Source organism: Promicromonospora sukumoe, from assembly GCF_014137995.1.
GTDB lineage: Bacteria > Actinomycetota > Actinomycetes > Actinomycetales > Cellulomonadaceae > Promicromonospora > Promicromonospora sukumoe.
Map to the genome: position 1 here is coordinate 1331892 of NZ_JACGWV010000001.1, position 12731 is coordinate 1344622.

Here is a 12731-nt window from a genome sequence, read left to right on the forward strand (position 1 = left end):
GTGCGGGAGCACAGTGGAGGGGTCGGTCCGCCGACGGTCGGCGTCGGCGGGCGACCGAGCACGGGAGACGTCATGACGTACCAGATCGGCTACCTCGTGGGCAGCCTGGCCAAGGGATCGATCAACCGCACGCTCGCGCGTGCGCTCGTCGCGTCGGCGCCGCCGGACCTCGAGTTCACGGAGGTCCCCATCGGGAACCTCCCGCTGTACAGCTGGGACTACGACGCCGACTTCCCGCCGGAGGGCCGCGCGTTCAAGCGGGCCCTGGAGGCGTCCGACGGGCTGCTGTTCGTCTCGCCGGAGTACAACCGGTCGATCCCGGGCGCGCTGAAGAACGCGATCGACTGGGGCTCGCGGCCCTGGGGCCAGAACTCCTTCGCGCGCAGGCCCACCGGCATCATCGGGGCGTCGCCGGGCGGCATCGGCACGGCGGTGATGCAGTCCTCGATGCGCGGCGTGCTGAGCTTTCTCGACGCGCCGCAGCTCAACTCGCCCGAGGCCTACATCACCTACGTGGCCGACGACTTCGGCCCCGACGGCACGGTCACCAACGAGACGACCGCCCGGTTCCTGCGGCACTACATGGACGAGTACTGCGCGTTCGTGCAGCGCGTGCTCGCCGCCAACGCCCCGGGGCACATCGGCGACGACGACCCGGCGTCGACGAAGTAGGCCGACGCCGGGCCGACGTACCGCCGCGGTCAGCGCCGGGTCTTCGCCATCCACTCCCAGATGTGCTTGCGGCCGTGCCGCGGGTCGTTGCGGGCCACGTAGATCCACGACCAGTGCCCGGGGTAGGTGTTCCCGTCCCACGTGACGTTCTCGTACAGGCTCAGGATCGAGCCGTCGATGCGCTCGTGCGCGTAGACGGTGTTGTCCTCGGCGTCCAGCGTCGTGTCGTCGGCCGACGCCACGAGCCACGTCGGCGTCGTCATCGCGGCGAGCTCGTCGTCCGAGATGAAGTAGCCCCCCGAGCCGTCGCGGGGGCCGATGCCGCAGCAGATCGGCGTCGACGTCGCGAACGTCCCCGCGTACTCGGCCACCATCTTCAGCGACATGTACCCGCCGTTCGAGCAGCCGACGACGTGCACCCGGCTCGCGTCGATCCGGTGTGCCGCCGCGACCTCCTCGATCGCCTCCAGGACCATCGGCGCGAAGCCGTCGCCGTCCTGCATCCACGCCGACGTCGCCTGCGGCGCCAGCACGTACGCGCCGCCGAACAGGTCCTGCGCCTCCGGCGTCGCGAAACCGAGCGCGCCCCGGTTGGCCCGCAGCGTCGCCTCGTTGTCGTAGTAGTCGTACCCGCCCGTGCGCAGGCCGCCCTCGCCGCCGCCGTGCAGCCACACGACGAGCGCGACGCCGCGCCGGCCGCCCTTGCGCTCGTGCCGGCGGTCCGGGGAGAACAGCCTGTAGTTCAGGCCCGACGCCGTCGCGTGGTACGTGAACGCGTCCACCTCCGGGTCCGACAGCCGCCCCTGGCGGAACGCGTCCAGCACGACCTGGCCCCCGCCCCGCGCCCGCAGCGGCTCCACCTGCGTGACCGTGTGGTCCAGCTCCAGGAGCACGTTGCGGCCGAACGCGCCCATGTACTGCAGCGTCCCGGCGCCGTTCACCCCGAACCCGTGCTCCAGCCCCAGGTCGATCTCGCCGCGGCGTGTCCAGGCCGCCCCGGTGACCACCCGGTCCTGCTCGTAGGCGACCTGACCCGTGAGCGGGTTGGTCGCGGTGACGTGCACGGCGAACGTCGCCGCCGTCAGCGACGACCGCTCGACCCGGCCCAGCGCCGACGACGACAGCACGAGCGAGGTGACCTGCTCGCCGCCGTCGAGCACCTCGGCGACCGGGGTCACCAGCGTGCCGCGCTGCCCGTGCCCGGTGGTGGAGGTGGTGGCCGCGGCGCCGGTGGCGCTCGCGGCGGGTGCGCCCAGCAGGGCCGAGGCGCCGACGGCGGCAGCGCCGGAGACGAGCACGGTGCGACGGGAGATCGGGGTGGGCATGGCGGAACTCCTTTGTCCGGGGCCAAGGTGCCGGGGGAGCGCCGTGGGGCGCACCGCCGACTCCCGGAGGCTAGTTATCACCCTCCGCGCACGTCAACGGACTGTTTTCGCGGACCGCGCCAGAACCGGACAACCTGATCCGAGTGTTCGCCCGTCCGAAGAATGTATTTCCGGACCCGCAAACAATAGATTTCCGAGATCGGCGTCACAGAGCGGTTTCTTGCTTTGTCGGAATTACCTCCGGTAATTTGCTCCAAGCGAAGGGGAGTAGCCCGGCAGGCCCATGGCCTGCAGCGATGGTCGACACGCTGGTGCACTGCACCCGGTCATCGCGCCGATTCAAAAGACCGGTGGGCGAGACCTTCGACCAGTCCGTACATGGCTGGTCGAAGTCATGCCCTCATGCGCTTCGGCCGGCACGTGACCGAGAGGTATTCGTCATGTCGCTCGCCCTGCAGTCCTCGTCCGCGGCCGCGCCGCCCGGCCCGCGCACCCTGTGGCGCTCGGCCCTGATCGCCCTCGTCTTCGTGGTGCCCGCCGTCGTCCTGCGGTTCTCGGGTGCCGACGCGCCCGCCCTGGTGCAGCTCGCCGTCTACGGCGCCGCCGTCGTCGCCGCGAGCTTCGTGCTGGCGTGGGCGGCGGAGGCCGCCCAGGTCGACGTCTCCGGCGGTCTCGCCATCGCCGTCCTGGCCCTGATCGCCGTGCTGCCCGAGTACGCCGTCGACCTGTACTACGCGTACACCGCGGGCAGCAACCCCGAGTACGTGCAGTACGCCGCCGCGAACATGACCGGCTCCAATCGGCTCCTGCTCGGCCTCGGCTGGCCGCTGGTGGTCATCGTCGCGCTGTACGTCGCCACGAAGGCGACCGGCCGTCCCGTCCGCGCGCTCGCGCTGGAGCCGGGCAACCGCACCGAGCTCGGGTTCCTGCTCATCGCCGGCCTGGTCGCGTTCGTCATCCCCGCCACCGGTCACATCCACCTCGTGCTCGGCCTCGCGCTGATCGCCTGGTTCGGGTTCTACATGTACAAGCTGACCCGGGGCGGCGCCGAGGAGCCCGACCTGATCGGCACCGCCGCCGCGATCGGCGCCCTGCCGCGGCGCGCGCGGCGCACCGTCGTCGTCGTGCTCTTCGTGCTGGCGGCCGGCATCATCCTGGTCAGCGCCAAGCCGTTCGCCGAGTCGCTGGTCACCTCGGGCTCCGCGCTCGGCATCGACGAGTTCCTGCTGGTGCAGTGGCTCGCACCGCTCGCCTCGGAGGCGCCGGAGTTCATCGTCGCGGTCCTGTTCGCCTCCCGGGGCAAGGGCACCGCCGCGATCGCGACCCTCATCTCCTCCAAGATCAACCAGTGGACCCTGCTGGTCGGCTCGCTGCCGATCGCCTACCTGCTCGGCGGCGGCTCGGCCAGCCTGGTGCTCGACGCCCGCCAGGTCGAGGAGGTGCTGCTCACCGCGACGCAGACGCTCATGGGCATCGCCATCCTGCTCACCCTGCGGTTCCACCGCTGGGCGGCCTGGGCGCTGCTCGCGCTGTTCGCGGTCCAGTTCCCGCTGACCTCCACGAGCGGGCGGCTGGTCCTGTCGGGGGTCTACCTGGTCATCGCCCTGGTGGTGGCGTTCCGCTACCGGCGCGAGCTGCTGCCGACGCTGCGGGCGCCGTTCCGGTCGGACTCGGACTCGGAGGACGACGACGATGCCGGGGCCGACGACGGGGCCGCTGCCGCTGTCGGTGCCGCCGACGGGGCCCGCTGACCTCAGCCCGCGAGCGCGGCCGCGACGGCCTGCCGCAGGCTGGTCGGCGGCCGGCCGAGCAGGTGGTGGAGGTCGTCGGTCTGGCGCTCCAGGGCGCCGGCGCGGGCCAGCCCCATCAGGAAGCCCATCGGGCCGGGCACGTCCCCGGCCTGGTGGGCGACCGGCCGGCCCGTGGCGCGGGCGAGCTCCTCGGCGAGCTGCGGGTACGTCCACAGCGGCCCGGTCAGGTCGTACGACCGGCCCGCGTGGCCGTCGTCGGTCAGGACGGCGGCGGCCGCGGCCGCCAGGTCCGCCCGCGAGGCGGTGTTCAGGCCGCGGCCGCCGGTCGCGCTGACGAGCCGGCCGGAGTCGACGGCGGAACGGAGCCCGGCGTTGACGAAGGCGTCCGAGTAGAACGGGTGGCGCAGGACCGTGTGCCCCGGCCCGCTCGCGACGAGCGCCCGTTCCGTGGCGTGGTGGGCGGCGTTCATGCCGTCGCCCGCCCGGTCGGCGCCCAGGAAGCTCGTATAGACGATCCTCTCGACCCCAGCCGCGTCGGCCGCCTCGATCGCCGCCAGGTGCTGCGCCGTCCGGCGGGCGGTGTCCAGCTCGGGGGAGGAGATGAGCAGCAGCCGGTCGGCGCCGTCGAACGCGTCGCCCAGGCTCGCGGCGTCGTCGTAGTCGCCGCGGCGCACCTGGACGCCCTGGGCCGCGAGGTCGGCCGCGCGGCCTGGGTCGCGGACGGCGGCCACGACCTGGCCGGCGGGAACCGCGGCGAGCAGCTCGGCGACGACGAGCCGCCCGAGGGCGCCGGAAGCGGCGGAGACAACGATCAACGGGGTGCTCCAGGGTCGGGCGGAAACGGCTGGCCTGCGATGACGACCATCAGCGGGGTGTCCCAGGGACGGGCCGAACGGCCGGCCTGCGATGACGACGTCAGGGAACACCCGGGCGGGCCTGCGGGGCCAGGGATTTTCGCCGTGGGACCTGGGCGGGGGCTCTCCTTCGAGACCGAAGTTTCTTCGCTCTCAGCCGCCGCAAAGCGAAGAAACTTAGGTCTCGAAGGAGAGTTGCGGCGGCCGGGTTGGGAGCGGCCGGGTTGGGATCGGCTGGGTTGGGGCCGGGCGGGTTGGGGCCGGCCGGGTTGGGGCCGGACGGGTTGGGAGCGGGCGGGTTGGGATCAGCCGGGTTGGGAGCGGGACGGGCGGGTTGTCAGAGGGTCGCGGTGAGCGCGCGGACGACGTCGGCGGTTGGTCCCGTCGTCGCCTGCCGGTAGCCGGTGCCTGCCCAGAGGTGCAGCCGCTCGGCGTCGCCGGCCGCGGCGGCCCGGCGGCGCAGGTCGCGGGTGAGGTGGTGGACCGCGGGGTAGCCGACGGGCGCGGCGTCGTCGTGCCGGTCGACGAACCCGTTGCGCACCGCGCGCGCCGGCCGCCCGGTGAAGGCCCGGGTGACCACGGTGCCGCGGTCCGACGTCGCGAGCGCCGCCTGGTAGGTCGCGGACGCGCCCGACTCGTCGGTGCGCAGCAGCAGCGTGCCCACCGCGACGGCCTCGGCCCCGGCGGCGAGCAGGTCCCGCACGGCGTCGGGCCCGTCGACGCCGCCCGCCGCCACGACCGGCAGCCCGACGGCGGACGTGACCGCCCGGACCACCGCCGACGTCGGCGCGTCCGCGATCCGGCGGTCCGGGTCCCACGTGGCGCTGTGCCCGCCGGCCGCCGGGCCCTGCACCACGAGCCCGTCGACGCCGCCGTCCCGGGCCGCCGCTGCCTCCTCGGGGGTGGTCACCGAGGCGAGCACCACGGTGCCGGCCCGGCGCAGGGCGCGGACGTCGGCCGCGGAGGGCAAGCCGAACGTGAACGACACGACCGGCACCGGGTCCTCGACCAGGAGTCGGAGCTTGTCGGCCCAGCGGTCGTCGTCCTCGACGGGCTCGGCCGCCAGCGCGACGTCCAGGGCGGCCGCCTCGGGCGCGATCCGCCGGGCGTAGGCGGCGAACGCGTCCCGGTCCAGGGCCGCCGGACCGGGGACGAAGAGGTTGACGCCGAACGGGCGGCCCCACGCGCGGGCGGCGGCGACGTCGTCGGCGAGCCGGTCCGGCGTGAGGTAGCCGCCCGGGAGGAACGCGAAGGCGCCGGCGCGGGTCGCGGCGGACGCGAGCGCGGCCGTCGTCGGGCCGCCCGCCATGGGTGCCGCGGCGATCGGGAGGTCGCTGCCCAGCAGGGTGGTCGTCACGTCGTTGCTCCGTCCGGACGGTCGTGGAAGACCTCAGCGTAGATCTCCGCGCGGGCCGGCCCGCGTCCACGTGACCGATCTCCCACCAGGGTCGGAGGGGGTGTGTCCCTGGTCGTGGTTCGGGCCGCGCGGAAGATCCGACCGGCGGCAGATGCCCTGGTCACGGGCGAAAAGCAGACTCCTGGTGGCCGGTTCGAGATCCGGGCCGGCCGTCGAGAGAAGGGCTCCACATGAAGCACACCCGAGCGCTCTGGGCCACGGCGGCGTCGGTCGCCGTGGTCGGCAGCGCCGTCGTCCCGAGCTTCGCCGCGGACGCGGCCTACCCGACCGAACCCGGCACCCCCGGCACGCCCGGCCCGGCCTGCGCCTGGTCGGCGGCGGTCGGGCCCGACGGCTGGAACCTCTTCTACCCGGAGGGCAGCGCCAACTACTGGATCCAGCCGTACGTGGTCTCGGACGGCACCACCCTCGAGATCGAGGGCACCTACCCGGACTCCCGCTACCTGCAGATGGCGACCTACCAGCAGGAGGGCGGCTGGTTCACCACCGACGACGGCGTGGACTCGTGGCTCACGGACCACGAGCTCGTGCCCGACGAGGGCAGCGCCAACCCGTTCGCCCAGGAGGGCGCGGAGCCGGGCGGCTCGTTCAGCCTCACCGTCAGTACCGACGTCGAGCCCGGCACGCCGAACACCCTGCCGATGGCGCCCGACGCCGCGCCGGAGGGCTCGGTCGGCTACCTGATCTACCGCGTCTACAGCCCGGCCGGCGACGACTTCTCCGCCATCGACCTCCCCGAGGTCAGCGTGGTGACCGACGGCGTGTCCACGGCGCTGCCCACGTGCGGGCCGGACGACATCTCCGACGAGGTGCCGGACGAGATCCTCGACCTCGTCGGCGACGACCTGACGGACACCTGGACCACCGAGTTCTCCCGGCAGCCGGTCGAGGGCCTCTTCCCGAACGCCGACACGGGCTACGTCGAGCGCACCTACGAGCCGTCCAAGAAGAAGGACGAGGTGCTCGTGGTCCAGGGCAAGGCACCGGTGCAGACGGGCGGCAACACCCCTGAGGTGTGGCCGGGCGACGGCGTCGACACGCGGTTCTGGTCGATCTGCATGGGCCTGACCGACGTGCCCTACGAGTCCATCACCGTCGAGCAGCCGGACGGCACCAACGAGCTGGGCTGCGCCTCGGACGACCAGACCGCGGTGGACGAGGACGGCTACTACACCTACGTGGTGGGCACCGAGGACCAGCGCGAGCGGATCGAGGCGATCCCGGGCGCGACGTTCCTGCCGCTGTCCGCCGAGCAGCCGCGCGCCGACCACGTGCTGGTGCTGCGCAACATGCTCCCCGTCGACGGCTTCGAGGAGTCCGTGGTGAACGTGCCGGAGGGCAGCGACGCGGCTGCGACCGCGGAGATCATGGGCGACTACTACCCGGAGAGCGACACCTGCACGATCAAGCAGCTCGAGAAGAAGGGCGCCGAGGCCTGCCTCCGGTGACCCGTACCCGCACCCGTTCCCGCTTCTGCTGAGCGGGGCCCGCGGCCCGTCGACCCACCCCGGGTCGGCGGGCCGCGGTGCTGTCGCGGGCGGGCGACGACGGCCCGCGTCTACGACCCTGGTCATAGACGGTTGGGGGCCGAAGACCTGACCCACGGCAGATGCCGGCCCCTGCGGCGTCCGCCTAGGTTGGTCGACGTGGAATTCACCCCGGCGGCCGACCCGCCGCAGCGTCCCGGCATCGACCGCCTGCGCAGGGCGCGCCTGCTGCACGACCGGACCGGTCGCGTCGTCCAGGTCGCGACCCCCGCGGCCGTCGTCGTCGTGTTCGCCGCCTCGCTGGAGGCCGACCCCCGGCCGGGCCTGACCGGCACGAACCTGCTGGTCCTCGGCGCGCTGTCGGTGTTCGTCCTGGCCTGCGGCGTCGCGCTGTACGGCACCGCCGTGCGGCGGCTGCGGCTGGTCGCCGCGGCGCTCGCCCTGGTCGCGGCGCTGACGCTGTCGTTCGTGCAGACCGCGGGCGTCGGCATGCTCGGGGTCGGGGTGGCGGGCTGTGTGCTGCTCGGCCTGGTCTCCCCGCGGCTCGGGCGGATCGCGGTGCCGTGCGCCGTCGTGCTGGTCGTCGCCACCTCGCTGCTGCACCCGCCGGTGTTCTCCCGGACGTTCCTGAGCATCCTCGCCGTCGGCGTGGTCGTCGTGCTCATCACCGTGGCCCAGCGGATGCGGGCCGCCGTCGACGAGGCCGAGCACCTGCTGGTGGCGACCGAGCGCAGCCGCCGCGCCGAGCAGGAGGCCGCGGTGCTGCACGAGCGTCAGCAGCTCGCCCGCGAGATGCACGACGTGCTCGCGCACTCGCTGTCCGGGCTCGCGCTCCAGCTCGAGGGCGCGCGGCTGCTGGCCGCCGACCGGAACACCGACCCGGCCGTGGTCGCGGTGATCGAGCGGGCGCAGTCGCTGACCCGGTCGGGCCTCGACGAGGCGCGCCGCGCGATCGGCCTGCTGCGCGACGACGACCTGCCCGGCTCGGACCGCCTCGGCGACCTGGTCCGGACCTTCACCGAGGACACCGGCATCCCGTGCGTCCTGCGGGTCGACGGCGAGCGGCGTCCGCTGCCCGCCACCGCGGAGCTCACGCTCTACCGCGTGACCCAGGAGGCGCTGACCAACGTGGTGCGGCACGCCGACGCCGGCCGGGTGGACGTCGACCTGCGCTACGGGCCCGAGCACGTGCGGCTGCGCGTGGCCGACCGGCCGGACGACGGCGCTCCGGACGGCGGCGCATCGCGACCCGGCTCGGCGACGTCGGCGGCGACCGTCCCGGCCGAGCCGGGCGGCCACGGCCTGACCGGCATGCGCGAGCGGGCGGCGCTGCTGGGCGGCACGCTCACGGCGCGCCCCGCGGACAACGGGTTCGTCGTCGAGCTGGAGGTGCCGGCATGACGGCGCAGGACCGCGCCCCGGTGCGCGTGCTCACGGCCGACGACCAGAAGGTGGTGCGCGAGGGGCTCGCGCTGCTGCTCGGCCTCCTCCCGGGCGTCGAGGTCGTGGGCGCCGCGGAGGACGGCGAGCAGGCTGTGCGCCTCGTCGCGGAGCTGGCGCCCGACGTCGTGCTCATGGACCTGCGCATGCCGCGCTGCGACGGGGTCGAGGCGACCCGGCGCATCGTCGCCTCGGGCGCGACCACGAAGGTGCTGGTGCTGACCACGTTCGCGGACGACCGGTCGGTGATCGGCGCGCTCCAGGCGGGGGCCGCGGGCTACCTGACCAAGGACGCGGGCGCCGACGAGATCCGCTCGGCGCTGTTCCGGGTGGTCGACGGCGACGCGGCGCTCGACCCCGCCGTGCAGCGCCACCTCGTGGCGGCGATCTCCCGGCAGCCGCCGCCGCCCGGTAGCGAGCCGCCGCCCGCCCCGTTCAGCGTGCCCCCGAGCGTGCTGACGCCGCGCGAGTCCGAGGTGCTGCGGCTGATCGCCCTCGGGCAGAGCAACGCCGAGATCGCGGCCGAGCTCGTCATCAGCGAGGGGACCGTCAAGAGCCACATCACGCACATCCTCACCAAGATCGAGGCGCGCGACCGGGCGCACGCCGTCAGCTACGCCTTCCGCACCGGGCTGCTCGATCCCGGAACCCCGATGAACCCGGAACACCGATGAACCAGGAGAACCGATGAAGCAGAAGCTCACGCTCGACCGCCGCGGGTTCCTCCGCTCGGCGGCCGCACTGGCCGGAGCCACCGCCGCGACGACGGCCGCTGCCGCCGTCCCGGCCGCTGCCGCCGTCCCGGCGGCAGCCGGCACGGCCGGCGCACGCGCCGCCGCCACGAGCACCCCGATCCGGGGCAAGGGCACCGAGCTGGTCCTGCTCGGCACCGCCGCGGGGCCGGTGCCGATGAAGGGCCGGGTGGGCATCTCCAGCGCGCTGGTGGTCGACGGCCGCGCCTACCTGGTCGACGTCGGGCACGGCGCGTTCGACCAGCTCGGCCGCGCGGGCGTGGAGCCGGACAGCCTGGACAGCATCTTCGTGACCCATATGCACTCCGACCACCTCGCGGACCTCTGGACGCTGTTCTGGCTGCGGTTCGGCGGGGTCAACCCGCTGACCCACGCCGTGGACGTCTACGGCCCGGGGTCGGCCGGGGCGCTGCCGGAGCCGTCGTCGGGCGAGGAGACGCCGGTGATCAGCCCGGACAACCCGACCCCGGGGCTGTCCGACTTCATCAGCACCTCGATGGCGGCGGCGGCCTACGACCTCAACCTCCGGATGCGCGACGAGAACTGGCCCGACCCCCGGGACCTGGTGCGCGCCCACGACATCGAGGTGCCCGGCGTCGGCGCCGACCCGCTGACGAACGTCGCCCCACCGATGGAGCCCTTCCCGGTCATGTCCGACGACCGGGTCTCCGTGACCGCGATCCTGGTCCAGCACCCGCCGGTCTTCCCGTCGTTCGCGTTCCGGTTCGACACCGAGCACGGCTCCGTGGTGTTCAGCGGGGACACGACCATCACGGAGAACGTGGTGACCCTGGCGCGCGGCGCGGACGTGCTGGTGCACGAGGCCATCGACCTCGACGTCGTCGAGCGGTACGGGAACCTGACCGAGGAGCAGCTCCAGCACCACCGCGCGGGCCACGCCGACGTCCGCGCGCTCGGCGCGCACGCGCAGCGGGCCGGCGTGCCCAGGCTGGTGCTGTCCCACCTGGCGCCCGGCACCGTGGCGCTGCCCGACGAGAGCTGGCGGCTCAAGGCGAGCCGGGGCTTCGACGGCGAGGTCGTGGTGGGCACCGACCTGATGCGCCTCGACGTCTGACCCCGCGTCCGGGAACTGCCCGGGTGAAGTGGTCCCGGACCCCTCCTGCGGGCCGCCCGCCGCCGCTACGGTGGGGGCCCTCGGGCGCCTGATCGGGAGGGCAGTGTGCGGGCCGTCATCCAGGACCGGTACGGGAGTGCCGACGATGTGGAGGTCGCGGACCTCCCTGAACCCGTCCCGGCGGACGACGAGGTGCTGGTCCGGGTCCGCGCCGTCTCCCTGAACGGGTCGGACCGCGAGAACCTCACCGGCAGCCCCGGCTACGCGCGGCTCGGCGGGCTGCGTCGGCCGCGGCACCCGGTGCCCGGGTCGGACGTGGCGGGCACCGTCGTGGCGGTGGGCACCTCCGTCACCGAGTACGCGCCCGGCGACGACGTGTTCGGGGAGCTGGCCGGCTACCGCGGCGGGCTGGCCGAGTACGTCGCGACGTCGCCCCGGCTGCTGGCCCGCAAGCCGCCCGCGCTGCCCTTCGCGGAGGCCGCTGCGATCCCGCAGGCCGGGGGCATCGCCCTGCGGGCCACCCGTGGCCTGCGGCCGGGCGACCAGGTGCTGGTCAACGGGGCCGGGGGAGCGGGCGGCGCGTTCGTGATCGGCCTCGCCCGGCACCTCGGCGCCCGGGTGACGGCCGTGGACCGCGCCGACAAGTCCGGCCACCTGCTGCGGGCCGGCGCCGACGACACCATCGCGTTCGAGCGCAGCGACTGGGCCGACCAGCGCGACCGGTACGACCGGGTCGTGGACCTCGTGGCGCACCGCTCGCCGTACCGGGTGCACGGGGCGCTGCGGCCCGGCGGGTCCTACCTCATGGTGGGCGGCCGCACCCGCGTGCTGCTGGGGACGGCGGTCGCCGGCCCGGTGCTGCGCCGGCTCACCGGCAAGCGGGTCGGCGTGCTGATGGTGCCCCAGTCCCGCGCGGACCTGGAGGAGGTCACCGCCCTGGTGACCGCGGGCGCCGTCGGGCCCGTGATCGACGAGGTGTACCCGCTGGAGGAGGCGCCCACCGCGCTCGCCCGGCTGGCGGCCGGGGACAGCCTCGGCAAGCTCGTGGTCACGGTGCCCTGACGGCGCCGCGCTCCTGCTCCCGGGTCGCGGCCCAGGAGGCCAGCACCTTGAGCCCGTCCTCCGACGCCGAGCCCGGCACCGCGGTGTAGACGTTGAGCTGCAGGCCCGGCTCCGCGGGCAGCAGCAGCGCCTCGTAGTCGAGCTCCAGCGTGCCGACCGCGGGGTGGTGGAACACCTTGGTGCCGGTGCGGTGGTAGCGCACGTCGTGCGAGGCCCACATGCGGCGGAAGTCCTCGCTGCGCGTGGACAGCTCGCCGACCAGGGCGGTCAGCGACTTGTCGTAGGGGTTGCGGCCCGCCTCGGCGCGCAGGATCGCGACGGCGTCGTGCGCCATGCGGTCGGCCTTCTCGCCCCAGAACGCCCGCGCTGCCACCGGGTCGAGGAAGTGGAACCGGGCGCTGTTGACCGGCTTGTTCGCGATCCGTTCGGGGGAGTCGTACAGGGGCGCGTACAGCGCCCGCCCCAGCACGTTGGCGCCGAGCACGTCGAGGCGGCCGTTGCGGACGAACGCGGGCGCGTTCTCCATCGAGTCCAGGATGCGCTGGAAGACGGGCCGCAGCGTGGGCGCCGGCGCGCTCCTCGCCCGCGACCGCGCGGCGCCCGAGGCGTTGGTCGCCCGGGACAGGTCGAACAGGTGGCCGCGCTCGGCGTCGTCGAGCTGGAGCGCGTCCGCCAGGGCCTCCAGCACCTCCTCGGAGACGCCGCCCAGGTTCCCGCGCTCCATCCGCGTGTAGTAGTCGACGCTCACGCCCGAGAGCATCGCCACCTCCTCGCGGCGCAGCCCCGGCACGCGCCGGTGCCCACCGTACGCGGGCAGCCCGGCCTGCTCGGGGGTGATGCGTGCCCGGCGGGTGGCCAGGAACTCGCGGGTCTCCGCCTTCAGGTCCATGCCTTCG

General features: G+C 74.2%; 11 protein-coding genes. 7 read left to right on the top strand and 4 right to left on the bottom strand.

Annotated elements, in window-relative coordinates; genetic code table 11:
* Positions 1–72 precede the first annotated feature (72 nt).
* The gene (locus FHX71_RS05835) at positions 73–672 is read left to right on the top strand and encodes an NADPH-dependent FMN reductase (RefSeq protein ID WP_182614836.1); all 600 of its coding nucleotides are present in this window, start codon (positions 73–75) and stop codon (positions 670–672) included.
* 29 nt (positions 673–701) lie between these two features.
* Here the strand turns inward: FHX71_RS05835 and FHX71_RS05840 are convergent, their stop codons facing one another.
* Entirely contained in the window at positions 702–1997 is a 1296-nt protein-coding gene (locus tag FHX71_RS05840) for an alpha/beta hydrolase family protein (protein WP_182614837.1), read from the bottom strand.
* A 440-nt stretch (positions 1998–2437) separates the two neighbouring features.
* On the opposite strand from FHX71_RS05840, the gene FHX71_RS05845 reads away from it, so the two are divergent.
* Positions 2438–3748 (top strand): calcium:cation antiporter family protein, encoded by a 1311-nt coding sequence (locus FHX71_RS05845; RefSeq protein ID WP_182614838.1) that lies wholly within the window; start codon positions 2438–2440, stop codon positions 3746–3748.
* 2 nt (positions 3749–3750) lie between these two features.
* Here the strand turns inward: FHX71_RS05845 and FHX71_RS05850 are convergent, their stop codons facing one another.
* Together FHX71_RS05850 and FHX71_RS05855 are read right to left on the bottom strand one after the other, a co-directional pair.
* Positions 3751–4563, bottom strand: coding sequence for an NAD(P)H-binding protein (locus FHX71_RS05850; RefSeq protein WP_182614839.1), 813 nt, complete (start codon positions 4561–4563; stop codon positions 3751–3753).
* A gap of 376 nt (positions 4564–4939) precedes the next feature.
* On the bottom strand, positions 4940–5959 hold the full coding sequence (locus FHX71_RS05855) for a nitronate monooxygenase (protein ID WP_182614840.1): 1020 nt from the start codon (positions 5957–5959) through the stop codon (positions 4940–4942).
* Between the two features lie 230 nt (positions 5960–6189).
* Between FHX71_RS05855 and FHX71_RS05860 the strand changes: the two genes are divergently transcribed.
* From FHX71_RS05860 to FHX71_RS05880, 5 genes are all read left to right on the top strand, one after another.
* Entirely contained in the window at positions 6190–7467 is a 1278-nt protein-coding gene (locus FHX71_RS05860; protein ID WP_182614841.1) for a hypothetical protein, read from the top strand.
* Between the two features lie 198 nt (positions 7468–7665).
* The gene (locus FHX71_RS29955; protein ID WP_182614842.1) at positions 7666–8907 is read left to right on the top strand and encodes a sensor histidine kinase; all 1242 of its coding nucleotides are present in this window, start codon (positions 7666–7668) and stop codon (positions 8905–8907) included.
* Complete coding sequence (locus tag FHX71_RS05870) at positions 8904–9620, top strand: response regulator (RefSeq protein WP_182614843.1); 717 nt, start codon at positions 8904–8906, stop codon at positions 9618–9620. Before FHX71_RS29955 ends, FHX71_RS05870 begins: the two co-directional genes overlap by 4 nt.
* Positions 9621–9633: 13 nt before the next feature.
* A complete protein-coding gene (locus FHX71_RS05875; protein WP_182614844.1) occupies positions 9634–10773 on the top strand; it encodes an MBL fold metallo-hydrolase in 1140 nt (379 codons plus the stop codon).
* 105 nt (positions 10774–10878) lie between these two features.
* Entirely contained in the window at positions 10879–11835 is a 957-nt protein-coding gene (locus FHX71_RS05880) for an NAD(P)-dependent alcohol dehydrogenase (protein ID WP_182614845.1), read from the top strand.
* Here the strand turns inward: FHX71_RS05880 and FHX71_RS05885 are convergent.
* On the bottom strand, positions 11822–12724 hold the full coding sequence (locus FHX71_RS05885) for a helix-turn-helix transcriptional regulator (RefSeq protein ID WP_182614846.1): 903 nt from the start codon (positions 12722–12724) through the stop codon (positions 11822–11824). The two genes, FHX71_RS05880 and FHX71_RS05885, sit on opposite strands and share 14 nt — an antisense overlap.
* Between the last annotated feature and the right edge of the window lie 7 nt (positions 12725–12731).

Excerpts from the sequence above, each read along its gene's own strand:
- FHX71_RS05835 (WP_182614836.1), top strand. The coding sequence starts at position 73 with ATGACGTACCAGATCGGCTACCTCGTGGGCAGCCTGGCCAAGGGATCG.
- FHX71_RS05840 (WP_182614837.1), bottom strand. The coding sequence starts at position 1,997 with ATGCCCACCCCGATCTCCCGTCGCACCGTGCTCGTCTCCGGCGCTGCC.
- FHX71_RS05845 (WP_182614838.1), top strand. The coding sequence starts at position 2,438 with ATGTCGCTCGCCCTGCAGTCCTCGTCCGCGGCCGCGCCGCCCGGCCCG.
- FHX71_RS05860 (WP_182614841.1), top strand. The coding sequence starts at position 6,190 with ATGAAGCACACCCGAGCGCTCTGGGCCACGGCGGCGTCGGTCGCCGTG.
- FHX71_RS05870 (WP_182614843.1), top strand. The coding sequence starts at position 8,904 with ATGACGGCGCAGGACCGCGCCCCGGTGCGCGTGCTCACGGCCGACGAC.
- FHX71_RS05875 (WP_182614844.1), top strand. The coding sequence starts at position 9,634 with ATGAAGCAGAAGCTCACGCTCGACCGCCGCGGGTTCCTCCGCTCGGCG.
- FHX71_RS05885 (WP_182614846.1), bottom strand. The coding sequence starts at position 12,724 with ATGGACCTGAAGGCGGAGACCCGCGAGTTCCTGGCCACCCGCCGGGCA.